At 54.9% G+C, this 25996-nt stretch carries 24 protein-coding genes; 8 read left to right on the plus strand and 16 right to left on the minus strand.

What is annotated here, in order from left to right; genetic code table 11:
• Window positions 1-15 precede the first annotated feature (15 nt).
• The 12 genes from atpD to asnC all read right to left on the minus strand — a co-directional run bounded on the left by atpD (window position 16) and on the right by asnC (window position 11121).
• Complete coding sequence (atpD, locus tag ACUTSW_RS20075; protein WP_004950488.1) at window positions 16-1398, minus strand: F0F1 ATP synthase subunit beta; 1383 nt, start codon at window positions 1396-1398, stop codon at window positions 16-18.
• 32 nt (window positions 1399-1430) lie between these two features.
• Window positions 1431-2294: a F0F1 ATP synthase subunit gamma gene (gene atpG, locus ACUTSW_RS20080; RefSeq protein WP_004950485.1), complete on the minus strand. Its 864-nt coding sequence runs from the start codon at window positions 2292-2294 to the stop codon at window positions 1431-1433.
• A 59-nt stretch (window positions 2295-2353) separates the two neighbouring features.
• Window positions 2354-3895 carry a F0F1 ATP synthase subunit alpha gene (atpA, locus tag ACUTSW_RS20085; protein ID WP_004950482.1) on the minus strand — a complete coding sequence of 514 codons (1542 nt, stop codon included), beginning with the start codon at window positions 3893-3895 and terminating at the stop codon, window positions 2354-2356.
• A gap of 12 nt (window positions 3896-3907) precedes the next feature.
• The gene (gene atpH, locus ACUTSW_RS20090; RefSeq protein WP_004950480.1) at window positions 3908-4441 is read right to left on the minus strand and encodes a F0F1 ATP synthase subunit delta; all 534 of its coding nucleotides are present in this window, start codon (window positions 4439-4441) and stop codon (window positions 3908-3910) included.
• Window positions 4442-4455: 14 nt separating this feature from the next.
• Window positions 4456-4926, minus strand: coding sequence for a F0F1 ATP synthase subunit B (gene atpF, locus ACUTSW_RS20095; protein ID WP_004950476.1), 471 nt, complete (start codon window positions 4924-4926; stop codon window positions 4456-4458).
• Between the two features lie 57 nt (window positions 4927-4983).
• Window positions 4984-5223 carry a F0F1 ATP synthase subunit C gene (gene atpE, locus ACUTSW_RS20100; RefSeq protein ID WP_004093904.1) on the minus strand — a complete coding sequence of 80 codons (240 nt, stop codon included), beginning with the start codon at window positions 5221-5223 and terminating at the stop codon, window positions 4984-4986.
• Between the two features lie 49 nt (window positions 5224-5272).
• The gene (atpB, locus tag ACUTSW_RS20105; RefSeq protein WP_004950474.1) at window positions 5273-6049 is read right to left on the minus strand and encodes a F0F1 ATP synthase subunit A; all 777 of its coding nucleotides are present in this window, start codon (window positions 6047-6049) and stop codon (window positions 5273-5275) included.
• A 21-nt stretch (window positions 6050-6070) separates the two neighbouring features.
• Complete coding sequence (gene atpI, locus ACUTSW_RS20110; RefSeq protein ID WP_004950471.1) at window positions 6071-6454, minus strand: F0F1 ATP synthase subunit I; 384 nt, start codon at window positions 6452-6454, stop codon at window positions 6071-6073.
• 639 nt (window positions 6455-7093) lie between these two features.
• The gene (gene rsmG, locus ACUTSW_RS20115; RefSeq protein WP_006321814.1) at window positions 7094-7714 is read right to left on the minus strand and encodes a 16S rRNA (guanine(527)-N(7))-methyltransferase RsmG; all 621 of its coding nucleotides are present in this window, start codon (window positions 7712-7714) and stop codon (window positions 7094-7096) included.
• A gap of 137 nt (window positions 7715-7851) precedes the next feature.
• Window positions 7852-9741, minus strand: a complete 1890-nt coding sequence (gene mnmG / locus ACUTSW_RS20120; RefSeq protein ID WP_445585196.1) for a tRNA uridine-5-carboxymethylaminomethyl(34) synthesis enzyme MnmG — start codon at window positions 9739-9741, stop codon at window positions 7852-7854.
• Window positions 9742-10122: 381 nt separating this feature from the next.
• A complete protein-coding gene (gene mioC / locus ACUTSW_RS20125; RefSeq protein ID WP_004950463.1) occupies window positions 10123-10563 on the minus strand; it encodes an FMN-binding protein MioC in 441 nt (146 codons plus the stop codon).
• Window positions 10564-10659: 96 nt separating this feature from the next.
• Window positions 10660-11121 carry a transcriptional regulator AsnC gene (gene asnC / locus ACUTSW_RS20130; RefSeq protein WP_062869092.1) on the minus strand — a complete coding sequence of 154 codons (462 nt, stop codon included), beginning with the start codon at window positions 11119-11121 and terminating at the stop codon, window positions 10660-10662.
• A 155-nt stretch (window positions 11122-11276) separates the two neighbouring features.
• On the opposite strand from asnC, the gene asnA reads away from it, so the two are divergent.
• A complete protein-coding gene (gene asnA / locus ACUTSW_RS20135) occupies window positions 11277-12269 on the plus strand; it encodes an aspartate--ammonia ligase (RefSeq protein WP_006329006.1) in 993 nt (330 codons plus the stop codon).
• 3 nt (window positions 12270-12272) lie between these two features.
• Here the strand turns inward: asnA and viaA are convergent, their stop codons facing one another.
• Together viaA and ravA are read right to left on the minus strand one after the other, a co-directional pair.
• Window positions 12273-13736, minus strand: a complete 1464-nt coding sequence (viaA, locus tag ACUTSW_RS20140; protein ID WP_004950455.1) for an ATPase RavA stimulator ViaA — start codon at window positions 13734-13736, stop codon at window positions 12273-12275.
• Window positions 13737-13738: 2 nt separating this feature from the next.
• Entirely contained in the window at window positions 13739-15247 is a 1509-nt protein-coding gene (ravA, locus tag ACUTSW_RS20145; protein ID WP_006329002.1) for an ATPase RavA, read from the minus strand.
• Window positions 15248-15530: 283 nt separating this feature from the next.
• Between ravA and kup the strand changes: the two genes are divergently transcribed.
• The 7 genes from kup to rbsR all read left to right on the plus strand — a co-directional run bounded on the left by kup (window position 15531) and on the right by rbsR (window position 23378).
• Complete coding sequence (kup, locus tag ACUTSW_RS20150) at window positions 15531-17399, plus strand: low affinity potassium transporter Kup (protein WP_062869091.1); 1869 nt, start codon at window positions 15531-15533, stop codon at window positions 17397-17399.
• A gap of 168 nt (window positions 17400-17567) precedes the next feature.
• Complete coding sequence (rbsD, locus tag ACUTSW_RS20155) at window positions 17568-17987, plus strand: D-ribose pyranase (protein ID WP_004950445.1); 420 nt, start codon at window positions 17568-17570, stop codon at window positions 17985-17987.
• A gap of 7 nt (window positions 17988-17994) precedes the next feature.
• Entirely contained in the window at window positions 17995-19500 is a 1506-nt protein-coding gene (gene rbsA / locus ACUTSW_RS20160; protein WP_445585197.1) for a ribose ABC transporter ATP-binding protein RbsA, read from the plus strand.
• 6 nt (window positions 19501-19506) lie between these two features.
• Window positions 19507-20472, plus strand: coding sequence for a ribose ABC transporter permease (rbsC, locus tag ACUTSW_RS20165; protein WP_004950441.1), 966 nt, complete (start codon window positions 19507-19509; stop codon window positions 20470-20472).
• Window positions 20473-20495: 23 nt separating this feature from the next.
• Window positions 20496-21383, plus strand: a complete 888-nt coding sequence (rbsB, locus tag ACUTSW_RS20170) for a ribose ABC transporter substrate-binding protein RbsB (protein WP_445585202.1) — start codon at window positions 20496-20498, stop codon at window positions 21381-21383.
• 61 nt (window positions 21384-21444) lie between these two features.
• Complete coding sequence (rbsK, locus tag ACUTSW_RS20175; protein WP_445585198.1) at window positions 21445-22371, plus strand: ribokinase; 927 nt, start codon at window positions 21445-21447, stop codon at window positions 22369-22371.
• 5 nt (window positions 22372-22376) lie between these two features.
• A complete protein-coding gene (gene rbsR / locus ACUTSW_RS20180) occupies window positions 22377-23378 on the plus strand; it encodes a ribose operon transcriptional repressor RbsR (protein ID WP_006328992.1) in 1002 nt (333 codons plus the stop codon).
• Here the strand turns inward: rbsR and mdtD are convergent.
• Window positions 23375-24790 (minus strand): multidrug transporter subunit MdtD, encoded by a 1416-nt coding sequence (mdtD, locus tag ACUTSW_RS20185; RefSeq protein WP_062869088.1) that lies wholly within the window; start codon window positions 24788-24790, stop codon window positions 23375-23377. The two genes, rbsR and mdtD, sit on opposite strands and share 4 nt — an antisense overlap.
• Window positions 24791-24859: 69 nt before the next feature.
• Entirely contained in the window at window positions 24860-25549 is a 690-nt protein-coding gene (locus tag ACUTSW_RS20190; RefSeq protein ID WP_062792579.1) for a FadR/GntR family transcriptional regulator, read from the minus strand.
• Window positions 25550-25996: the final 447 nt, after the last annotated feature.

Below are 25996 nucleotides of genomic sequence, written 5' to 3' on the forward strand. Positions count from 1 at the left end.
CCTCCTCTCAAGACGTTACAGTTTCTTGGCTTTTTCCACTGCTTCTTCAATGGTGCCAACCATGTAGAACGCTTGTTCAGGCAGGTGGTCATAGTCGCCGTCCATAATGCCTTTGAAACCACGAATGGTGTCTTTCAGCGATACGAACTTGCCCGGAGAACCGGTAAAGACTTCTGCCACGAAGAACGGCTGAGACAGGAAGCGTTGGATTTTACGCGCACGGGATACGACCAGTTTGTCTTCTTCTGACAGCTCGTCCATACCCAGAATTGCGATGATATCTTTCAGTTCCTGGTAACGTTGCAGAATGGACTGCACGCCACGCGCTACATCGTAGTGCTCCTGGCCAACTACCAGCGGATCCAACTGACGGCTGGTGGAATCCAGCGGGTCAACGGCCGGGTAGATACCCAGAGAAGCGATATTACGGCTCAGTACCACGGTTGCGTCCAAGTGGGCAAAGGTGGTGGCTGGCGACGGGTCAGTCAAGTCATCCGCAGGAACGTAAACGGCCTGTACGGAGGTGATAGAACCGGTCTTGGTAGAGGTGATACGTTCTTGCAGAACGCCCATCTCTTCCGCCAGCGTTGGCTGATAACCTACCGCAGATGGCATACGGCCCAGAAGTGCGGACACTTCGGTACCGGCCAGGGTATAACGGTAGATGTTATCAACGAACAGCAGAACGTCGCGGCCTTCGTCACGGAATTTCTCCGCCATGGTCAGACCGGTCAGAGCAACGCGCAGACGGTTACCCGGTGGCTCGTTCATCTGACCGTAAACCAGGGATACTTTGTCCAGTACGTTGGAGTCGTTCATTTCATGGTAGAAGTCGTTACCCTCACGAGTACGCTCACCCACGCCCGCAAACACGGAATAACCGGAGTGTTCGATCGCGATGTTACGGATCAACTCCATCATGTTTACGGTTTTACCCACGCCCGCACCGCCGAACAGACCAACTTTACCGCCCTTAGCGAACGGACAGATCAGGTCCATAACCTTGATACCGGTTTCCAGCAGATCCTGGGAGTTGGCCAAATCTTCGTAGCTTGGCGCTGGACGGTGAATTGCCCAACGTTCTTCTTCGCCGATGTCGCCTTTCATGTCGATTGGTTCACCCAATACGTTCATGATGCGGCCCAGGGTAGCTTTACCTACCGGTACTTCAATCGGGTGATCCAGGTCGATCACTTTCAGGCCGCGACGCAGACCATCAGAGGTCCCCATCGCGATACAGCGAACCACGCCACCGCCCAGCTGTTGCTGAACTTCCAGCACCAGCTTATCGGTACCGTTTTCTACCTCAAGAGCGTTGTACACTTTCGGTACGGCATCCTGAGGGAACTCGACGTCCACTACGGCGCCGATTACCTGGATAATCTTTCCAGTAGCCATCTTGAATCCTCTACGTAATTCGTAAACCTAGCTTAAACCGCGGAGGCTCCCGAAACGATCTCGGTGAGTTCCTGAGTGATGCTGGCCTGACGAGCCTTGTTGTATACCAACTGCAGCTCTTTGATCAGGCTACCGCCGTTATCGGTTGCGGCTTTCATCGCTACCATTCGTGCGGCCTGCTCGCTGGCCAGGTTTTCCACGACGCCCTGATAAACTTGCGATTCCACATAACGGCGCAGCAAGGTATCAAGCAGCACTTTTGGATCGGGTTCATACAGGTAATCCCAAGATTTTTTCTTCAGCTCACCGTCATCGGAAGGCGGTAACGGCAGCAGCTGAACGATCTGTGGTTCCTGAGACATCGTATTGACAAATTTGTTGCTGACAATGTACAGCTTGTCCAAACGACCTTCGTCGTAGGCTTGCAGCATCACTTTCACCGGCCCGATCAGATCCGACAGAGAAGGTTTATCCCCCATGCCGGTCACCTGGGCAACCACGTTGCCGCCCACGGAACCAAAGAAAGAAGCCGCTTTAGAGCCAATCAGCGCCAAATCAGCTTCGACGCCTTTTTCGGACCAGCCTTTCATCTCTGACAACAGCCGCTTGAACAGGTTGATGTTCAAGCCACCACAGAGACCACGGTCAGTAGACACCACCAGATACCCGACGCGCTTAACGTCACGCTCATCCAGGTACGGGTGCTTATATTCCAGATTACCTAACGCAAGGTGACCAATCACTTTGCGCATGGTCTCTGCATAAGGACGGCTGGCCGCCATGCGTTCCTGCGATTTACGCATTTTGGAGGCGGCGACCATTTCCATCGCTTTAGTGATCTTTTGCGTGTTTTGCACGCTCGCGATCTTACTACGTATCTCTTTTGCGCCGGCCATCTCTGCTTCTCCTCATTGCCAGACGGCCTGCTGTCTTTCAACAGCAGGACCGTTAGGCGTTACCAGGACTGGGTTTTCTTGAAGGTCTCGAGGATAGCTTTCAGCTTGCCCTCGATCTCATCGTTGAAATTGCCAGTTTGGTTGATGTGGTTCAGCAACTCGGCATGCTCGCGGTCTGCGTAAGCAACCAGCGCGGCTTCGAAGCTCACGACTTTCGCGACTTCAACGTCGTTCAGGTAGCCACGTTCTGCGGCGAACAGCACCAGAGACTGTTGTGCGACGGACATCGGCGCATACTGTTTCTGTTTCAGCAGCTCGGTCACTTTCTGACCGTGGCTCAGCTGTTTGCGGGTCGCATCATCCAGATCGGAAGCGAACTGAGAGAACGCAGCCAGTTCACGATACTGTGCCAGCGCGGTACGAATACCACCGGACAGTTTTTTCATGATCTTGGTTTGCGCTGCACCGCCCACACGGGATACAGAGATACCCGGGTTAACTGCCGGACGAATACCGGAGTTAAACAGGTTGGATTCCAGGAAGATCTGACCATCGGTAATCGAGATTACGTTGGTCGGAACGAACGCGGAAACGTCACCTGCCTGGGTTTCAATGATCGGCAGAGCGGTCAGTGAACCGGTTTTACCTTTGACTTCACCTTTGGTGAAGGCTTCAACGTAGTCGGCGTTAACACGCGCAGCACGCTCCAGCAAACGGGAGTGGAGGTAGAATACGTCGCCTGGGTAAGCTTCACGACCTGGTGGACGACGAAGCAGCAGGGAGATCTGACGATAAGCGACAGCCTGTTTGGACAGGTCATCGTAAACAATCAGTGCATCTTCACCGCGGTCACGGAAGTATTCACCCATCGCACAACCGGCATAGGGAGCCAGGTATTGCAGTGCAGCGGATTCAGACGCGGTCGCAACCACAACGATGGTGTTAGCCAATGCGCCGTGCTCTTCCAGTTTGCGCACCACGTTAGCGATGGTGGACGCTTTCTGGCCGATAGCCACGTAAACACATTTGATGCCGGAGTCGCGTTGGTTGATGATCGCATCGATGGCCAGAGCGGTTTTACCGGTCTGACGGTCACCGATCACCAGCTCACGCTGACCACGGCCGATTGGGATCATCGCATCAACAGATTTGTAGCCAGTCTGAACCGGCTGATCTACGGATTGACGCTCGATAACACCAGGGGCGATAGCTTCAACCGGGGAGAAACCGTCGTTATCAACCGGGCCTTTACCGTCGATAGGTGCGCCCAGGGTGTTAACTACACGGCCCAGCAGGCCACGGCCAACCGGAACTTCCAGAATACGGCCGGTACATTTTACCTTCATGCCTTCGGCCAGATCCGCGTACGGACCCATAACCACGGCACCTACGGAGTCGCGCTCCAGGTTCAATGCGATTGCGTAACGGTTGCCTGGCAGCGCGATCATTTCGCCCTGCATAACTTCGGCCAGACCGTGAACGCGGATGATCCCGTCACTGACGGAAACAATAGTACCTTCATTGTGAGCTTCGCTCACCACATTGAACTGAGCAATGCGCTGCTTGATCAGTTCGCTGATTTCGGTGGAATTCAGTTGCATGCTCCAGTCCCCTTAAGACTGCAAGACGTCTGTCAGGCGTTCAAGACGACCGCGAACGCTGCCATCAATCACCATATCGCCGGCGCGGATAATCACGCCAGCCAGAACAGACTTGTCAATTTTGCAATTCAGCTTAACTTTGCGTGACAGACGTTTTTCCATCGCAGCGGCAATTTTAGCCTGCTGTTCGTCGTTAAGTACGCTCGCAGAGAGCACTTCGACTTCGACGGTGGATTCCAGCAAAGCGCGCAGTTCGATGAACTGCTGCAGCACCGCGGGAAGAACCAGTAAACGTCCATTTTCGGCCATTACACGGATAAAGTTCTGGCCATGTTCGTCGAGCTGCTCGCCACAAACAGCGATGAACGTTTTGGACAGCGTCTCCGGCGCGACAGCACCAGACAGCAGTTCAGAAATTTGTTCATTGCGAGTGGCAACAGCGGCAAACGCCAGCATATCCTGCCAGCGTTCTACGCTTTGGTGCTCAACGGCAAAGTCAAAAGCTGCTTTGGCGTAGGGGCGAGCTACAGTTACAAATTCAGACATCAGCCCCTCCCTCCTTACAGTTCAGCGACCAGTTTATCAACGATGTCGCTGTTAGCAGCTTCATCCACGGAACGTTCGATGATCTTCTCGGCGCCGGCAATTGCCAGCATCGCGACTTGCTTACGCAACTCTTCACGAGCGCGCTTACGTTCGGCTTCGATCTCAGCCTGAGCCTGCGCCACGATTTTGTTACGTTCCTGCTCGGCTTCGGCTTTCGCTTCATCCATGATCTGAGCTTTGCGTTTGTTTGCTTGCTCGATGATCACCTGAGCTTCTGCTTTAGCAGTTTTCAGCTGGTCGGTCGCATTGGCTTGCGCTAAGTCCAAATCTTTTTTGGCACGCTCTGCAGAAGCGAGACCGTCAGCAATTTCTCCCTGACGCTTCTCGATGGCAGCCATAATCGGCGGCCATACATACTTCATGCAGAACCAGACAAACAGAACGAACGCGATGGCCTGGCCGAGGATTGTTGCGTTAAGATTCACAGCACAATGCCTCTTTAAAAGTTAATAGTGTGGTTTCAGTGTAGAGAACTTCTCTACTTACGCGACAGCAAACATCACGTACAGACCCAGACCAACAGCGATCATCGGGATGGCGTCAACCAGACCCATAACGATAAAGAACTGTGTACGCAGCAGAGGAATCAGGTCAGGCTGACGTGCAGCGCCTTCCAAGAATTTACCACCCAGGATGCCGATACCGATCGCAGCACCGATTGCCGCTAAACCCATCATCACAGCGGCAGCCATGTACAGCAGATCCATACTCAGGTTTTCCATGACAGTCTCCAGTTTGTTTCAGTTTAAAAGTGCAAGTGTTTTAAGAAAATCAGTGCTCTTCAGATGCCATCGACAGATAGACAATCGTCAGAACCATGAAAATAAAGGCTTGAAGCGTAATGATCAGGATGTGGAAGATAGCCCAAGGCAAGCTCAGGACCCACTGTGACCACCACGGCAACAGGCCGGCAATCAGGATGAAGATCAACTCACCCGCATACATGTTGCCGAACAGTCGCAGGCCCAGTGAAACAGGCTTGGACAGCAGGCTGACACCTTCAAGAATCAGGTTGATAGGAATGAATACAGGGTGGTTGAACGGCTGCATGGTTAACTCTTTAACGAACCCGCCAACGCCTTTCATTTTGATGCTGTAGAACAAAATCAGGATAAATACGCCCAACGCCATCGACAAGGTCACGTTGACGTCCGCGGTAGGCACGACGCGCAGCGCAGGCAGACCGAGATGAGCCCCGATGTACGGCAGGAAGTCTACCGGAATCAGGTCCATCATGTTCATCAGGAATACCCAGACAAACACCGTCAGTGCCAGCGGAGCAATCACCTTGCTCTTGCCGTGGTACATATCTTTGACGCTGCTGTCGACAAAGCCAACGACCAGTTCCACCGCGGTTTGCAGTTTACCCGGCACGCCGCTGGTGGCATTTTTGGCAACCTTGCGGAAAACCACCAGGAACAGAACCCCGAGGACAACGGAGAAAAACATCGAGTCGAGGTTAATCGACCAAAAACCAGTCCCGACCTGAAGCTGCGTCAGGTGGTGACCGATATACTCCTGTGGACTGTTGTATCCCTCTGCAGACATGATGCCTCTACCCTTATTTAGTTAATTTCGGTAACTGTTAATCACGGCGGGTGCCACTATTTGCACCACTAACACCGCTAAATAGGTCAGGCCAAGCGGTATAAACTCCGCCTTGAACACCCCAAGCGCCACGATCAGCAAAACGATGGTGATCACGACCTTTAGCCCCTCGCCTATGGCGAACGACCAGGCAACCCGACCGGGCGCCGGCGTCTGCGCCTGATGGCGCAAGGCAAACAGCATAAACATTGCACTCGGCAACCAGGCGGCGAGACCACCTGCCAATGCCGAAGCGCTCCATTCCAGGCTTTTCAGCAAGAAAACAGCGCTGATCAGAACAAAAGTCATTAACTGCAGGAACAGCAGCTTGCGTGCTACTTTTCCGCTGTAAAGGGACACAGACATGACGTTTGTTCTCTCCGTACCCCAGAGGGGGTATGCTGAGTGACGTATAAAACTGTCTTTGCTGTCCTGAGTCAAGCAGCAAAAAACGAGCAAATTATACGGGGCATACCAACGAATTCAATCGATAAGTAGCGAAAAGGTGAACAATTATTTAAATTCCCCCATTTCAGGCCATTTTCACAAGAAAACGGTCGGAATAATAGGGCTAATTTAATTGTCTGATTATTCCAGCATTGCACCGAGAAACGTGGAGCCGCTCACAATAATGCCTCGTTATGATTTATAGCTCATCGTAGCGCAAACAGTCTTTAGCTAATTGGGCGATCAAAAAATATTATAAATCAAAACATTACAAGTTAACTGTTCAAAAACAATCCATATACCCGATAAAAACCTTTTATTGACAGCTTCCGGGCTAATATTACAACAGCCAATTAACATTAGCAGCAAAGCAGAATCGTTCGCCTATCGTTGCTAACGTGACTATTTCAAATGGCAATTACTCTATTGTCGCTAATTAGCGGCTATTTTTGTGTTAATAAAAAGTAAATTAACTAAAGAAACCACCATTTAGTTAGCCTGCTTACCTTTTACGTTGGGCACCCTCTTTAATTCACGCTTATTTGATCAAAAGCAAACTCAGTTTGCCTTAAGTACCACCAAATGGCGTTCACCTTCGAGTTCCGGCACCTGCAGACGCACCACCGACTCCAGCACTATGCCTTCAGGCAGTTGCGCCAGCTCTTCATCCGGGCGTACCCCTTTCAGCGCGTAGAACCTCCCCTGCCCTTTTGCCGGCAGATGATGGCACCAGGACAGCATATCCTGCAGCGAAGCGAAAGCGCGGCTGATGACGCCGTCAAAAGGCGGCTCGGCCGGAAACGCTTCAACACGGCTCTGCACCGGCTCGATATTGGTCAACCCCAGTTCATGCTGCACCTGGCGCAGGAAGCGCACGCGCTTGCCCAGACTGTCGAGCAGGGTGAAATGAGAATCAGGACGAACGATAGCCAATGGGATACCCGGCAGACCAGGCCCAGTGCCGACGTCGATAAAACGTGAGCCTTGCAGATGCGGGTTCACCACAATGCTGTCGAGAATATGGCGCACCAGCATTTGCTGCGGATCGCGCACGGAGGTGAGGTTGTAAGCTTTGTTCCACTTATCCAGCATGCCGACATAACCCAGCAACTGCTGTTTTTGCTGATCGGGAAGCGCAATGCCTGCCGCCGAGAGCAGCGAATCTAATTTTTTCTGCACAACGTGTCCTCTGACAGGCGCGGAACGGCAAGCCTAATCAGGGCTGGCCAATAAGGCGACCATGATAATTCAGGCCCGGGATGATGTCAGCGGCCGTTTGTTCACTGAATAAACAAACGGCCGCCCAGAAACAGGATTTATGCGCTGCGGCGCAGCAGCCCCTGCTTTTTCAGCCAAATAAGCAGGATCGAGATCGCCGCAGGAGTGATGCCGGAGATACGTGAAGCCTGCCCGATAGAGTTCGGTTTGTGATCGTTCAGTTTGGCGATCACTTCATTCGACAAGCCGGAAACCTGCTGATAATCGAGATCCAGCGGCAGCACGGTATTCTCGTTGCGCTGTTGCTTCTCGATCTCTTCCTGCTGGCGAGCGATATAACCTTCGTATTTTACCTGGATCTCAACCTGTTCGGCAGCCTGAGTATCCGCCAACGGCGGCGCGAAAGCCGCAACGGTGGTCAGTAGGGCGTAATCCATTTCAGGTCGACGCAGCAGTTCCTCGCCGTTAGCTTCACGTGACAGCGGGGCTTTCAGCAACGCGTTGACCTGTTCGACGTTTTCGGCGTGAGGGTGCATCCAAATGTCCCGTAAGCGCTGACGTTCCTGTTCGATATGTTCCAGCTTCTCGCTGAAACGCGCCCAGCGAGCATCGTCAACCAGGCCCAGTTCGCGGCCTTTTTCGGTCAGGCGCAGATCGGCATTGTCTTCACGCAGCATCAGGCGGTATTCGGCGCGTGAGGTAAACATGCGGTAGGGTTCTTTGGTACCCAGCGTGCTGAGATCGTCTACCAGCACGCCCAGATAGGCCTGATCGCGGCGTGGCGACCAGCCTTCGTCTTCATTGGCGTAGCGCCCGGCATTCAGACCGGCCAGCAGGCCCTGGGCCGCGGCTTCTTCATAGCCGGTGGTGCCGTTGATCTGGCCGGCGAAGAACAAGCCCTGGATAAATTTGCTTTCCAACGTGGGTTTCAGATCGCGCGGATCGAAGAAATCATATTCGATGGCATAGCCTGGTCTAATGATGCGGGCATTCTGCATCCCTTCCATCGAACGAACGATCTGCATCTGTACGTCAAACGGCAAGCTGGTGGAGATGCCGTTTGGATAAATTTCATTGCTGGTCAGGCCTTCCGGTTCGAGGAAGATCTGGTGCGCGTTACGATCGGCAAAGCGCATCACTTTGTCTTCGATCGACGGGCAGTAGCGTGGGCCGATCCCTTCGATGATCCCGGCATACATCGGGCTACGATCGAGGTTATTACGGATCACGTCATGGGTTTTTTCGTTGGTATGGGTGATGTAGCACGCCATTTGTTCCGGGTGCTGATTGGCATTGCCCATGAACGAGAAAACCGGAATCGGCGTATCGCCATGCTGCGGAGCCAATACGCTGAAATCGATGGTGCGTGCGTCAATGCGCGGTGGCGTACCGGTTTTTAGACGGTTTACTCGCAGCGGTAATTCACGCAAACGCTGTGACAGCGAGATCGACGGAGGATCCCCGGCACGGCCACCGCTGTAATTTTCCAGACCAATGTGGATCTTGCCGTCCAGGAAGGTGCCTACGGTCAGTACTACCGCTTTGGCACGGAATTTCAGGCCCATCTGGGTAACGGCACCGACGACTCGATCGTTTTCCACAATCAGATCTTCGACCGGCTGTTGGAAGATCATCAGGTTAGGCTGGTTCTCCAGAGCGGTGCGAACTGCCTGGCGATACAGCACGCGGTCTGCCTGAGCACGAGTCGCTCGTACCGCAGGGCCTTTACTCGCGTTTAGTATCCTAAACTGGATGCCGGCATGGTCGATCGCCGTGGCCATCAGGCCGCCAAGTGCATCAATTTCCTTAACCAGATGCCCTTTACCAATACCGCCAATTGCCGGGTTGCAAGACATCTGCCCCAGCGTATCGATATTGTGTGTCAATAATAAAGTCTGACGCCCCATGCGTGCCGCAGCCATAGCGGCTTCGGTACCGGCATGGCCACCACCGATGATGATGACGTCAAATTGATCTGGATAAAACATGGAACTGCACCTCGCCGTATTGCGAACGATCGTTGTTTGCCCTGGGGTGGGAGATTCTACTCAAGTTTAGTCGATCGACCAAGTGGTCAGGATCTTAGGTAATTAAAAGAAGATCTTTTTTATTTAAAGATCTCTTTATTAGATCTCTTATTAGGATCGCGATCCTCTGTGGATAAGTGATTATTCGCGAGTGAGATCAGCGGATTAAGGAGGATCGTTAGCTGTGAATGATCGGTGATCCTGTTGCTTATAAGCTGGGATCTAAATGGCATGTTATGCACAGGACAAAAAGCGACCTAGGGTTGTTATTGGGATAACTACTGCTTTTACCCTGCTTTCAAGCATAGTTATCCACAATCGTTCGCGTGATCTTTGAGCAAATTAGAGTAAATTAACCCAGTTTTTCACCCATTCCTCTGCCGGATCCTCAGGAATTTCGTGTTTAGTCACGTCGATCTCCAACCGATCGCCGATCCTTTTCGCTCCACAGGCGATCAAAAGATCGTTGATCCGTTGGATCGCGCCGCAAAAGGTATCGTATTCAGAGCTGCCTAAACCGACGGCACCGAACTGTACCTGCGATAAGTCAGGCTGCTGTTCTTCTATTTGTTCCAGAAGCGGCTGCAGATTATCCGGCAAGTCGCCGGCGCCGTGGGTTGAAGACACCACCAGCCAACGCCCGGACAGGGTCAGTTCATCCAATTCAGGACCGTGCAGCATCTCGGTAGTGAAGCCTGCCTCTTCCAGCTTTTCAGCCAAATGTTCGGCTACATACTCGGCGCTGCCAAGCGTACTGCCACTGATCAGGGTTATATCTGCCATGAATGAATGATCCCAGCCTTCTTAAAGTCGCAGCATTGTACGCTGTGAATCGGCTGGGATCTACCTGTGGATAATATGGGTATACTAATTAACTGACTAAGGCGTGATGGTACGCATGATGGGGTTCTGCAGCGAGATCAGGGTTTCGGTGGACTGGATCTCGTCAATCGTCTGGATCTTGTTGATAAGTACTTGTTGCAATGCATCTATCGAGCGGCACATCACTTTGATAAACACGCTGTAGTGGCCAGTGGTGTAGTAGGCCTCGACCACTTCCTCCAGGCTTTCGAGTTTTTTAAGCGCGGAAGGATAGTCTTTGGCACTCTTTAATATAATGCCGATAAAACAGCAGACGTCGTAACCCAGACGTTTGGGGTTCACGTCTACCCGTGCGCCGGTGATGATACCGGCCTGCTTCATTTTCTCTACCCGCACATGGATGGTGCCGGGACTGACGGCAAAGGTCTTCGCCAGTTCGGCATAGGGCGTGCGCGCATTCTCCATCAGGGCGTTGAGAATGCCGCGATCGAGATTATCGATCTGGTAATTTTCCGCCATTTAAACCCCCATTAATTGCTGATTGTTGAATTATCACCGCCTCAAAATGAATGATTAAAAGTGAAAAGGCAATATTGATTAGCGGATATTGAATTACGCTGCCGTTCTGTTGCTTAATCGATGGCAACAGAGACAAATTTATAAGAGATACGGCAATGAAAAAACAGTTTATCCAAAAACAACAACAAATCAGCCTGGTTAAATCCTTCTTCTCCCGCCAGTTGGAACAGCAGCTTGGCCTGATCGAAGTGCAGGCGCCTATCCTCAGCCGTTTGGGTGACGGCACTCAGGACAACCTGTCCGGCAGCGAGAAAGCGGTGCAAGTGAAGGTGAAAACCTTGCCGGATGCCACCTTCGAAGTGGTGCATTCACTGGCCAAGTGGAAACGCAAAACCTTGGGCAGCTATGATTTCGGTGCAGGTGAAGGTCTGTATACCCATATGAAAGCGCTGCGCCCGGATGAAGATCGTCTGAGCGCGATCCACTCGGTTTACGTTGATCAATGGGATTGGGAACGGGTGATGGGCGACGGTGAACGCAGCCAGGATTACCTGCAAAGCACCGTGCGCAGCATTTATGCGGCTATTAAGGCTACGGAGGCCGAAGTGAGCCGCGAATACGGCTTAACGCCGTTCCTGCCAGAGCAAATCCACTTTGTTCACAGCGAAACCCTGTTGCAACGTTACCCCGAGCTGGACGCCAAAGGCCGCGAGCGGGCTATTGCCAAAGAGCTGGGTGCGGTATTCCTGATCGGTATCGGCGGTAAACTGTCGCATGGCAAATCCCACGACGTGCGTGCGCCGGATTATGATGACTGGACCACACCGGCGGCTGAAGGGCTGGCCGGCCTGAACGGCGATATTGTGGTGTGGAACCCGATATTGCAGGATGCCTTTGAACTTTCTTCTATGGGGATCCGCGTTGATGCCGAGGCGCTGAAACGCCAACTGTCGCTGACTGGCGATGAAGATCGTCTCAAGCTGGAATGGCATCAGTCGTTGCTGCGCGGCGATATGCCGCAGACCATTGGCGGTGGCATCGGTCAATCGCGTCTGGTCATGCTGTTGCTGCAGCTGTCGCATATCGGCCAGGTGCAATGCGGCGTGTGGTCGCCGCAAGTGCGTGAAGCGGTCGAAGGGTTGTTGTAATCCTCAGCGCCGCCAGCGGCGCATTAAACGGCTTTTTAACCCGGTATCAAAGCGCCAGATATGATCGAAGATGCGCATGATGCCGGGTTTGCCATAGGCAGACATCGCCACGGCATGAAAGCGCTGCTGGTGGCTTTGTTGCTGCTGTTTCACCTTCTTTATGACTTCCTCCGGCAACCGCTGGGCAATAAAGTCAGAAATGATCACCGCATCGGCGTCAAACCAGCCGCTGTCTGCCATTTTTGTGACCGTGGCGTTCAGGCAGGCGGCCAGATCGGTGCCGCCGCGAAAATGCTGGCCGAGAAAACGTACCGCCTGCTCGATGCCGCTGGCGGCGGTAAGTTCGTAATGCACGATCTGGTTGGCGAACAGCATAATGTAGCAACGGCGGTTATCCGCCAACGCGATGCGCAGCAGCGCCAGGCAAAAAGCCTTGGCGCACTGCTCATTGAAACCGCCCATCGAACCTGAAGTGTCCACGCAGACGATAAACGGCCCACGCGGTTGCTGATCTTGCTGCTGGTGGGTGACCTGTCGGATCAGGATTTGTTCTTGCCAGACGTCGCCCTGCAGGCGATACGTCAACAGCCGCCTTTCCAGCAGGCGACGGTAAAATTCGAACTCCAGCTCTTCAATGCCCAGCGTGGCCAGTTCCGGCGGCAGCAGGCGCAGAATATCGTCGCTTTGGTGAATGCCGCTGACCTCTTCCGGCAGCGTGGCCGGCACCTGGACCATTACGCGGAACGGTTCCGGCAGTGCATCTTGCTGTTGCACCGCCTTGGCCTGATAGCTCCGGCCCAATTGCTGCGCCAATTTTTTCAGCTCCGGCTGCTGTTGCAGGAAATTGCCATATTCCACCAGCCGCTGGTAGTCGCCGCGTTGCAGGTGGCCTTTGCTCATATCCCACAACCGCCCGGCGGCGGTGTCGTTTTCCGACAACAGCGGCTCCAGCGCACCGCTCAGCGCCAGACGTTCCTGCAACTCCGCCATCAGTTGCTCTCGCTCCTGTTCCAGCAACTGATGGTGCAGCATGGTGGCCTGTAGCGTCAGGCTGATGCGCCAGCGCTGCAAAAACAGGGTCTGGAAACTGTCGTCCAGCGGATGATTGGGCAGATCGGCGGCATCCACCAGCGAACGGGCCTGCTCATAAAACGGGGAAACCAGCTGGCGCAGTAGATCGAGGGTGTCGTTCAGGTGGTGATAGAACTGGGTATTGTTCTCCAACTGGCACTGTTGATAGCGATAAAACTCCTGAGCCAGCGCCGGCGGGACCATGGCTTCATGGATACGCTCTTTCAGTTGCAGCTTCCAGCGCGGCAGGTCGCGATCCAGCGCCCGGCGGATGGCCGGAAATTTCTTGAAGAAAACCGTTAGCTGCGGGGCTGCCAGCATGCCGACGATCATCTCCTCGATCAGCTCACCTTCGGTGATCGCCAGCAGCAGATCGAGCGTTTCCAGGCTGAGCATCGTTACTGGCCGCGCATCTGCTGGTGCTGCTGTTTGATCTGTTCCGCCACCTGCAACAGGCTGGCTTCAATTTTTGCCAGGCCACCGGCAGGGGTAAACAGGCAGGGCTGGTGTTGGCTGAACAACCGGCGCTGTTCCGCCAGACGCTGTGCCAACGCGTCCATTTCGTCCAGCATCGCCTGGGGTGTACCGCCGGTCTGTTTACCGGGCAGGGCCAGCAGCGAAGGCTGGCGGCTGACGTCCAGCACCGTCAGGTGCAACTGCTCGTCCACTTCCAGGTCGATCTGCTGGGCAAAGCCGATGCCGTTCAGCTTGGCGCGCACGTCGCCGCCCTTTTGCAGCCAGTTTTCCAGCGCGCTGCTTTCAATGCTCAGATGGTTGACCTGAATATCATGCAGTTGCAGCGGTTTTTGCAGCAGCAGAGTCAGGGTGCCGGTGCCTAACGGTGCCGCCGCCATGTATTGGGGCTTTCTGCTGAACATACCGCCTTTTTTCACCAGCGCTATCGCCTGACGATCGCTCTGCTGCTGTTGGTGTTGCAGCCAGCGGGTGTGGATCTGTTGCAGTTGAATCAACAGCGTCTGCTGCTGATAGGCTGACTCGGTCAGCAATTGGTCGATTTGCTGTTGCAGCAGCTTTAGCGAAGTGAGGTCATGCCACAGACAATCTTTCAATAACATCAGGTCGAGCGGGGCGACGGCGTCGCGGCCGCTGAAGAAGGCGCAGGCCTGCAACAGCCGCAATGCCTTTTTCCAACGACGGTCGGAGACGTAGGGCGCACTCTCCAGCGCATCCAATCGCTGGCGCAACTGGAATATCAGTTCAAAACAGCCTTCGGGCAGCTTGACCTTGTCGATCTGAGACTGCCACTGGTGAAACTCTTCGTCGCTGATGCTCAAGGCTTCAGGGACCGGGTTGTCATTCTCGTTCTGGCGGCTGACCAGCAGTGAGCGGAAATTCTGTTTATCCTGAACTTTGTCCAGCCACAGGCGGATCAGCATGCGGTCGTACAGCGCCTCCAGACTGTTGTCGGCCTCAGGCAGTTCGTTAGAGGCGGTAACCAGTAACCGCAGCGGGATCGGTTCTTCGCTGTTGCCGTTGCGGAAGCGGCGTTCGTTGATCGCCGTTAACAGGGTATTAAGGATGGCCGGGCCGGCCTTCCAGATTTCATCCAGGAACACGATCTCTGCCTCGGGCAGATAGCCGGCGGTCAAACGCTGATAGCGGCCTTCATCTTTTAATGCCTGGATAGACAGCGGGCCGAACACTTCTTCCGGCGTCGAGAAACGCGTCATCAGGTATTCAAACGAGCGCGCGCTGCGAAAGGCGAATTTTAACCGGCGGGCTATCAGGCTTTTGGCGATGCCGGGCGGGCCGAGAAGAAACACGCTTTCACCGCTGAGCGCCGCCAGTAAACACAGGCGAATTGCTTCCTGCCGTTCATAAAGACCGCTCTCCAGCGCGCTGCTGAGGCGGGAGATCCGTTCTGCCAGAAGTGATGATGGCGCCATATTATTGTCGTGTTGTCCGAGAGTTAGCCAATCTTGGTGGATAATCCGATGATAAACCACCATTATTTTTAATGGTATAGCTTGTTGATTAGTAAAATCTTTCTATTATCAAAAGAGTGGCTGGTTCACATTTTGTTTATTTTTTGGGGCTGATATAAGAGTAGGCAAGCAGTATAAATCGTGCATACTGTGCGCCTTTTAGTGGGCGTAACGGATCTTAGAGCCCGTATCTCTGGCTGATGCGGATGCATCGCTAACGGATGTTCTAATAAAGAAACGAATTATGAGCACAGAACATAAACAGTCCTTATCAGCGGTAACTCTGGCGGCCATTGGGGTGGTTTACGGTGATATCGGCACCAGCCCTCTTTATACCCTGAGAGAATGTTTCTCCGGCCATTATGGCTTCGATGTGCGTCCTGACGTGGTGTTTGGCTTCCTGTCCCTGATTTTCTGGATGCTGATTATCATTGTTTCGCTTAAATACCTTAGCTATGTCATGCGTGCGGATAATGCCGGCGAAGGCGGTATCCTGACACTGATGTCGCTGGCCGGGCGCAATACCTCGGCGCGCACCACTGCGGTGCTGGTTATTCTCGGCCTGATTGGCGGCAGCTTCTTCTATGGTGAGGTGGTGATCACCCCGGCGATATCGGTGATGTCGGCGATAGAGGGGCTGGAGATCGCCGCGCCATCGCTCGATGGCTATATCGTCCCCTTATCCATTCTGGTGCTGACGCTGCTGTTCGCTATCCAAAAACACGGTACCGGCAGCGTCGGCAAACTGTTTGCCCCGGTGATGCTGCTGTGGTTTATCGTGTTGGCGGTGCTGGGCGCGCGCAGCATCATCGCTAACCCGGAAGTGTTGCAGGCGATGAACCCGAAATGGGCGCTGAACTTCTTTATGGAATATAAGAAGGTCTCGTTCTTTGCGCTTGGCGCGGTGGTGCTGTCGATCACCGGCGTTGAGGCGCTGTATGCCGATATGGGGCACTTCGGCAAATTCCCTATCCGCCTGGCCTGGTTCACCGTGGTGTTGCCTTCGCTGGTGCTGAACTATTTCGGCCAGGGCGCGTTGCTGCTGAAAAATCCCGAGGCGATCAAGAACCCGTTCTTCCTGCTGGCGCCGGACTGGGCGCTGATCCCGCTGCTGATATTGGCGACGCTGGCTACGGTCATCGCCTCGCAGGCGGTGATTTCCGGCGTGTTCTCCCTGACCCGCCAGGCGGTGCGCCTGGGGTATCTGTCGCCGATGCGCATTATCCATACCTCGGAAATGGAATCGGGCCAAATCTATATTCCGGTGATTAACTGGACGTTGTATATCGCGGTAGTGCTGGTGATTGTGGGCTTCGAACACTCCAGCAACCTGGCGGCGGCGTATGGCATTGCCGTGACCGGCACCATGGTGCTGACCAGCATTCTGGTGACCTCGGTGGCGATCAAAAACTGGCATTGGAACCGCTTCTTCATGGTCGGCATCCTGATTATCCTGCTGATTATCGACGTGCCGATGTTCTCCGCCAACGCCCTGAAACTGTTCTCTGGCGGTTGGCTGCCGTTGTTGCTGGCGCTGGTGATGTTCATCATCATGACCACCTGGAAAAGCGAACGTTTCCGTCTGTTGCGCCGCATGCATGAACACGGTAACTCTCTGGAGGCGATGATTGCCTCACTGGAGAAATCGCCGCCGGTGCGAGTGCCTGGTACGGCGGTATTTATGTCGCGCGCCATTAACGTGATCCCTTTTGCGCTGCTGCATAACCTGAAACACAACAAGGTGCTGCATGAGCGGGTAGTGCTGCTGACGCTGCGCACCGAGGATGCGCCTTACGTACACAATGTGCGCCGGGTGACCATCGAACAGCTTTCACCGACCTTCTGGCGGGTGGTGGCCAGCTACGGCTGGCGCGAAACGCCGAACGTTGAAGAAGTGTTCCACCGCTGTGGGCTGGAAGGGCTGCCGTGCCGCATGACGGAAACCTCGTTCTTTATGTCGCATGAGTCGCTGATCCTGACCAAGCGGCCCTGGTATCTGTTCCTGCGCGGTAAGCTGTTTATCGCACTGAGCCGTAACGCGCTGCGTGCGCCGGACCAGTTTGAGATCCCGCCGAATCGGGTGATAGAACTGGGAACCCAGGTCGAGATTTAACTCCCTCTCAGGGGCTCAGCCATGCTGGGCCCCTTTTGTTTCCGCTTTTTAGTTGTGTGAGCGAAACGTTTCGATAGCGATCACATTTCTGCATTATCCCAGTTGCCTTCCCCTGCCGTTTTTTTAAACTCATCCGATAGCGAAACGTTTCGCTGCTGGAGTGAGAAGATGAAAAAAGGCGTACTGCTGAATGCTGAGGTTTCTGCCGTGGTTTCCCGGCTCGGCCATACCGATCAGATTGTCATCTGCGATGCAGGGCTGCCGATCCCGGCGGTAACGCAGCGTATCGATCTGGCGCTGACCCAGGGAGTGCCGACGTTTTTGCAGGTGGTCGGGGTAGTGACGCAGGAGATGCAGGTTGAAAGCGCCATTCTGGCGGAAGAGATGGTGAATCAAAATCCGCAGCTCCACCAAGCTTTGTTGGCTCAACTGATACAGCTTGGCCAACACCAGGGAAACACCATTAGCGTGAGTTATATCAGCCACCAGGCTTTTAAAGCGCAAACTGAACACAGCCGGGCGGTGATCCGCAGCGGTGAATGTTCGCCGTACGCGAACGTCATCCTCTGCGCCGGCGTAACTTTCTGAGGCATTTATGCAACCTTTACTGCAACTGAAAGGGATCGATAAAGCCTTTCCCGGCGTGAAGGCGCTTTCCGGCGCCGCGCTCAGCGTCTATTCCGGTAAGGTGATGGCGCTGGTGGGTGAAAACGGCGCCGGGAAGTCCACCATGATGAAAGTGCTGACCGGCATCTATGACAAAGACGCCGGCAGTCAGTATTTTCTCGGCAAAGAGGTGGCGTTCAATGGGCCAAAGGATTCGCAGGAAGCGGGCATCGGCATTATCCATCAGGAACTGAACCTGATCCCGCAACTGACGATTGCGGAAAACATTTTCCTCGGGCGTGAGTTTGTTAACCGCTTTGGCCGCATCGACTGGAAGCGAATGTACGCCGAAGCCGACAAACTGCTGGCACGGCTGAACCTGAGTTACAGCAGCCACCGGCTGGTGGGCGAACTGTCGATCGGCGATCAGCAGATGGTGGAAATTGCCAAGGTGCTGAGCTTCGAGTCGAAAGTCATCATCATGGATGAGCCGACCGATGCGCTGACCGACACGGAAACCGCGTCTTTATTTAAAGTGATCAACGAGCTGAAGGCCGAGGGGCGCGGCATTGTTTATATCTCGCACCGGCTGAAGGAGATCTTCGAAATCTGCGATGACGTCACGGTGTTCCGTGACGGGCAGTTTATCGCTGAGCGGCCAGTCAGTGAGCTGCAGGAAGACCTGCTTATCGAAATGATGGTCGGCCGCAAGCTGGAGGAGCAGTACCCGCGGCTTAACCTGCCGCGTGGCGAAAAGCGGCTGGAGGTCAGCCAGCTTTCCGGCCCCGGCGTGCATGACGTCAGCTTTACTCTCTACCGCGGTGAAATCCTGGGTGTGGCTGGGCTGATGGGTGCCGGGCGCACCGAGTTGATGAAAATTCTCTACGGCGCCGCGCCGCGCAAAGCCGGCACGGTCAGCCTCGATGGCCATGAGGTGGTGACTCGCTCCCCGCAGGACGGCCTGGCGAACGGCATCGTGTATATCTCCGAAGACCGCAAGCGCGATGGCCTGGTGCTGGGGATGTCGGTGAAGGAAAACATGTCGCTGACTGCGCTGCGTTATTTCAGCCGCGCCGGCGGTAGCCTGAAACAGGCTGATGAGCAGCAGGCGGTAGGGGATTTCATTCGCCTGTTCAATATCAAGACCCCCTCGATGGAGCAGCCGATTGGCCTGCTTTCCGGCGGTAATCAGCAGAAGGTGGCGATTGCCCGCGGCCTGATGACGCGACCAAAGGTGCTGATCCTCGACGAGCCGACGCGCGGGGTCGACGTCGGTGCCAAAAAAGAAATCTATCAGTTAATCAACCAGTTCAAGCAGGAAGGGCTGAGCATCATTCTGGTGTCTTCGGAAATGCCGGAGGTGCTGGGCATGAGCGACCGCATCCTGGTCATGCACGAAGGGCACCTAAGCGGTGAATTCCCGATTGAACAGGCCACCCAGGAAGTGTTGATGGCAGCGGCCGTCGGCAAGCAATACGGCGTAAAGCAGGAGTAATCAGATATGAGTTCCCAGAGTGTCGCAAAGCGCTGGTTCAGTAAAGAGTGGCTGTTAGAGCAAAAGTCCCTGATTGCTCTGCTGGTGCTGATTGCCGTGGTCTCTTCAATGAGCCCGAATTTCTTCACCCTGAACAACCTGTTCAATATCCTCCAGCAAACCTCGGTGAACGCCATTATGGCGGTCGGGATGACGCTGGTGATCCTGACTTCCGGTATCGATCTGTCGGTGGGATCGCTGCTGGCGCTGACCGGTGCGGTGGCGGCGTCGATCGTCGGTTTTGAAATTAACGCGGTGGTGGCCGTTGCGGCGGCGCTGGCGTTGGGTGCTGCGGTGGGCGCCTGCACCGGCGTTATTGTCGCCAAAGGCAAGGTGCAGGCATTTATTGCCACCCTGGTGATGATGTTGCTGCTGCGCGGCGTCACCATGGTGTACACCAACGGCAGCCCGGTGAATACCGGCTTTACCGACGTGGCTGATACCTTCGGCTGGTTCGGTATCGGCCGCCCGCTAGGGGTGCCAACCCCGATCTGGATCATGGCGATAGTGTTTATCGCCGCCTGGTACATGCTGCATCACACTCGCCTGGGCCGCTATATTTATGCCCTGGGCGGTAACGAAGCGGCGACCCGCCTTTCCGGCATTAGCGTCGATAAAGTGAAGATTATCGTTTATTCACTGTGCGGGCTGCTGGCGGCGCTGGCTGGCGTTATCGAAGTGGCGCGTTTGTCTTCTGCGCAGCCGACTGCCGGTACCGGCTATGAGTTGGATGCCATCGCCGCCGTCGTGCTGGGTGGCACCAGCCTGGCGGGTGGCAAAGGCCGCATCGTAGGCACGCTGATCGGGGCGCTGATCCTCGGCTTCCTGAACAACGGCCTGAATTTACTGGGTGTTTCTTCCTACTACCAAATGATCGTGAAGGCAGTGGTGATACTGCTGGCGGTTCTGGTAGATAACAAAAGCAACAAGTAACCTCCCCTACAGGAATCACGATGATGAAAATGAAAAAACTGGCAATCCTGGCTTCGGCCTTCGCTCTGACCGCCACCTTAAGCGCTAACGCGTTGGCGAAAGACACCATCGCACTGGTGGTGTCCACCCTGAATAACCCGTTCTTCGTTTCCATGAAAGAAGGCGCGCAGCAGGAAGCCAACAAGTTGGGTTATAACCTGGTGGTGCTGGACTCGCAGAACAACCCGGCGAAAGAGCTGGCTAACGTGCAGGATCTGATGGTGCAGGCGCCTAAACTGCTGCTGATTAACCCAACGGATTCCGATGCGGTGGGTAACGCCATCAAGATGGCCAATCAAGCCAAGATCCCGGTCATTACGCTGGACCGCGTGGCAAGCAAGGGAGAGGTGGTCAGCCATATCGCCTCGGACAACCGCGTTGGCGGCAAAATGGCCGGCGACTTTATCGCTAAAAAAGTGGGCACAGACGCTAAAGTGATCCAACTGGAAGGGATTGCCGGCACCTCTGCCGCCCGCGAGCGTGGCGAAGGGTTCAAACAGTCGCTTGAGCAGAACAAATTCAAACTGCTGGCCAGCCAGCCGGCAGATTTCGACCGCACCAAGGGCCTGAACGTAATGCAAAACCTGCTGACTGCTCACCCGGACGTGCAGGCGGTGTTTGCGCAGAACGACGAAATGGCGCTGGGCGCACTGCGCGCGCTGCAAACCGCCGGTAAAACCGATGTGGTCGTGGTAGGCTTCGACGGCACCGCCGACGGCGTGAAAGCGGTTGAAGGCGGCAAGTTGGCGGCGACCGTGGCGCAGCGTCCGGATCAAATCGGCGTGATTGGCGTGGAAACGGCAGATAAAGTCTTGAAAGGCGAGAAAGTGCCGGCCACCCTCCCGGTTGATTTGAAACTGGTCACTAAATAAGTCATACCAGCGCCATCAAAACGGGGCGTTTGTGATGGCGCGCAATTCAGGAATCAATGCGATGGAAACAGGTAAGCTGGTGGTGCTTGGCAGTATCAATGCCGACCATATCCTCAATATTGAGCAGTTTCCCCGCCCGGGCGAAACGGTGATCGGGAAACAGTATAAGGTGGCATTTGGCGGTAAAGGCGCGAATCAGGCGGTGGCGGCAGGGCGCAGCGGTGCGGATATCGCTTTTATAGCCTGCGTCGGCGCAGATGACATCGGTGAACGCATCCGCCTGCAATTGGCGACCGATCGCATTGATACCCAACCTATTGAGGCGATTGCCGACAACACCACGGGTGTGGCGCTGATTTTTGTTAATGCGGAAGGCGAGAACGTGATCGGTATCGATGCCGGCGCCAATGCCGCCGTAACGCCCGACTATCTGGCGCGTTACCAGCAACGGGTTATTGAAGCCGATGCTTTGCTGATGCAACTCGAGTCGCCGCTGGAAACGGTGATGGCCGCCGCCCGTCTGGCGAAGCAGCATCAAACGCAGGTGATCCTCAATCCGGCACCGGCGCGTGAGCTGCCGGATGAACTGCTGGCGTTGGTCGATATGATTACGCCCAATGAAACAGAAGCCCAGCGCCTCACCGGCATAGCTATCGCGAATGATGATGACGCGGCGCGTGCGGCGAAAGCCTTGCACGATAAAGGCATCGGCACGGTGATCATAACTCTTGGCAGCCGTGGCGTTTGGTTGAGTGATAACGGCAACGGTAAGTTGGTACCCGGCTTCAAGGTTAAAGCGGTAGACACCATCGCTGCCGGTGATACCTTCAACGGGGCGCTGGTGACGGCGCTACTGGAAGGTAAAACTATGGCGAATGCGGTGCGCTTTGCCCATGCGGCGGCGGCGATTGCGGTAACCCGTCCCGGCGCTCAGCCCTCCGTACCCTGGCGTGAAGAGATCGACGCCTTCTTGCAGCAGCAGGAGTAACGCCTTTGGCCACCATGAAAGATGTCGCCCGCCTGGCGGGCGTTTCAACCTCGACGGTTTCACACGTTATCAATAACAATCGCTTTGTCAGCGACAGCGTGCGCGACAAGGTCATGGCGGCCGTTGAACAATTGAACTATGCGCCCTCCGCGTTGGCGCGCAGCCTGAAGCTGAACCAGACGCGGACCATTGGCATGCTGGTTACCTCCAGCAACAACCCGTTCTATGCCGAAGTGGTGCGTGGCGTTGAGCGCAGCTGCTACGAGCGCGGCTACAGCCTGATCCTGTGCAATACCGAAGAAGATGCCGCACGCATGAACCGCAGCATGGAGACGCTGTTGCAAAAACGCGTCGATGGCTTGCTGTTGATGTGCACCGAAAACCACCGACCGTCGCAGGACGCGTTGAGCCGCTATCCGTCGCTGCCGATTGTGATGATGGACTGGGCGCCCTTCGAAGGGGCTAACGATATCATTCAGGATAACTCGTTGTTGGGTGGGGAGATGGCGACCGATCACCTTATCGCCCGCGGTTATCGCAACATTGCCTGTATCGCCGGCCCGCAGGATAAAACCACTGCACGCCATCGTTTGGAAGGCTACCGCCGCGCCATGCAACGCGCCGGGCTGGCGATCCTGCCCGGATACGAAGTGCACTGCGACTTTGAATTTGAAGGTGGCGTTACCGCGATGAAACAGCTGCTGGCGTTGGCCGAACCGCCGCATGCGGTATTCGCCGGTAACGACGCGGTAGCGGTAGGCGCCTATCAGGCGTTGTACCAGGCCGGACTGTCGGTACCGCAGGACATGGCGGTGATGGGCTACGATGATATCGAGCTGGCCAAGTACCTCGCGCCGCCGCTAAGTACCATTCACCAGCCGAAAGATTCGCTGGGCGAACTGGCGATTGATGCGTTGATCAACCGTCTGCAGAACCCTGAACGGGAAGCCCAGGTCCTGGTGCTGACCCCGGAGCTGGTGGAACGTGCTTCGGTGGGCCACCGCTAGCCCGCCGCTTTCGCTTCTTTCTTCGCTTCCCGGCCGCCGATCAGATTGCGACCATCCTTTGTTCTCAACAGCATGAAGACAAACGCCGACGCGACGGTGACAATCCCCATGGTAATAAAGGTGTAGTGGAAGTGGTCGATCATGGTGCCGAGCGACATCGATTCGTAGAAACGCAAAACTGCTGCGCTGATCGCCACGCCGAAGCTGATGGAAAGCTGCTGGGTGACCGCCAGTACGCTGTTGCCGGAGCTGGCATTGGCATCGTTTAAATCCGCCAGACTGATGGTATTCATGGCAGTGAATTGCGTAGACATCGCCATGCCGAGAACGAACAGCGGCAAGATCATCAACCACAGCGGCATCCCCGGGCTTTGCAGCGCGAACTGGGCAATCAAGACGCCGATAATCACAGTGATGCCAACCAACGTCTTGCGGTAACCGAACCAGCGCAGCACCTGTGTGACGGTGGATTTTGCCATCAGCGAACCGACGGCGGTCGGCGCCATCATGCAGCCGGCGATAATCGCAGAGTAACCGAAGCCCACCTGCAGCATCAGCGGCATCAGGAACGGCACGCAGCCGGTACCCAGGCGTGAGGCGACGTTGCCGGCAATACCCACCGAGAAGGTGCGGGTCTTGAATAAATCCAGACCAATCAGCGGTTGGGGATGCCTGCGGGCATGAGCGATATAACCGAACAGCATCACCACGCCGCTCAGCAGGATACCCAGCGAGATATAGCTGGCCAGGACCCGTTCGCCGAACAGCTCAAGCCCGGTGGAAACCAGCACCAGACTCAGGCCAAACAACATAAAACCAATGAGATCGAAACGGCGCTTGGGGGTGGTGAAGTCCGGCATGTATTTACGTGCATAGAAGATGCCGAGCAGGCCTATCGGGATATTAATCAGGAAAATCCAATGCCAGGTGGCGTAGGTCACCAGCCAGCCGCCCAGTAGCGGCCCCATGATCGGCCCAACCAACCCCGGCATGGTCACGAAGTTCAGTACCGGTAATAGTTCGCTGCGCGGGTAGGCGCGCAGCAGCGCCAGACGCGCTACCGGCATCATCATCGCGCCGCCGATCCCCTGAATGACACGTGAGGTCACCAGCACGCTCAACGTAGGGGAAAGCGCACACAGCAGTGAGCCGAGGGTAAACAGCGACACCGCGAGGATAAATACCCGGCGGGTGCCGAAGCGGTCCGCCAGCCAGCCACTGACCGGGATCAGCATGGCGACCGTCAGCGTATAGCTGATCACGGCAGACTGCATTGCCAATGGCGAGCGATCCAGACTGTGGGCGATCGCCGGCAATGCGGTGTTGAGAATGGTGGCGTCCAGCGCCTGCATAAAGAACGCCATTGCGGCGATCCAGGGTAGCCCTGCCATACTACGCGCGGATTTGGTCATTGTCGGTCCTGGTTAACTGTCGTGTCCGTCTCTCTCACCTTTCTTCTCTATATATAAGTAGGGGATGAGTCAGTCTTTCTCTTTAAGTAAAACCTGGCATGCGGCTAACGCCTGGGGGCCGTCACCGGCCAGTATCGCATCTACGATGGCCTGATGGTGTTGGAGCTTAATCACTTCGTTGCCGGTAATGGCGCGGAAGTAGCTTTGATACACCGAACTGAACAGGTTGGCGAATGATGTCAGGAACGGGTTGCCGCTGGCTTTATAGATAAGCTGGTGGAATTGGGTATCGACCTGGATCCAGCGTTCGCGGTCAAACTGGGTATGCAGCGCGCGCATCTCCGCCATCAATTCGGCCAGAAGCGCGGTTTGCTGAGCGCTGGCGTTAGTCGCAGCCAGTGAGCAGGCTTGCGGTTCCAATGACGTGCGTAATATAAGGAAGTGTTGCATCACCTGATCGAAGTTTTCCCGGGTCATCCACCAGGTCAGTAAATCCTGATCGAGAAAATTCCACTGGCTTTGCGGCATCACCCGGGTACCGATGCGCGGGCGTGGCAACAGCATACCTTTGGCTGCCAGCATCTTTACTGCTTCGCGCACGGCCGTGCGGCTAACGCCGAATTGTTCCCCCAGTTCCATCTCTCCGGGCAAGATACTGCCCGCCTGATAATCGCCAGCCAGAATTTGTTGGCCGAGTTTCTCTGCAAGCAGATAAGAAAGGTTACGTTGGGCGGCCTGTTGTTGAGCGTTAAATTGCATGGCTGCGGGTCCTTACTGACATCGTTATTCTTATTTTACTCCACGGATCGCCAGCTTTTGTGGCTGTTTGCCGGAAAAAGTGACGGAATCGCTGGCTTGTGCAGCGTTTTGCCGAAAAAATCCGCGCTTGAAAAGTTTTTTGCATTTAGGGGTTGCGGCCTTCTGAGAACTCCCTATAATGCGCCTCCACTGACCGGGAACAACGACTCCTCTAACGAGAACCAGTCGCCAGGTTGGTAAGAGAAAAGCGAAATAAACGCTTGACTCTTCGGGTGAAAAGCGTAGTATACGCCACCTCGAGATAGCAAGCTACGACGGCTAACTCACTGCTCTTTAACAATTTATCAGACAATCTGTGTGGGCACTCCACAAGACGATATCCAGTACCTTAGGGTACGAAAAAATATCAAGTCTTGAAGAGTGACTACTGAAGTAAAATTCATTTAG

Source organism: Serratia sp. TSA_198.1 (assembly GCF_052686505.1).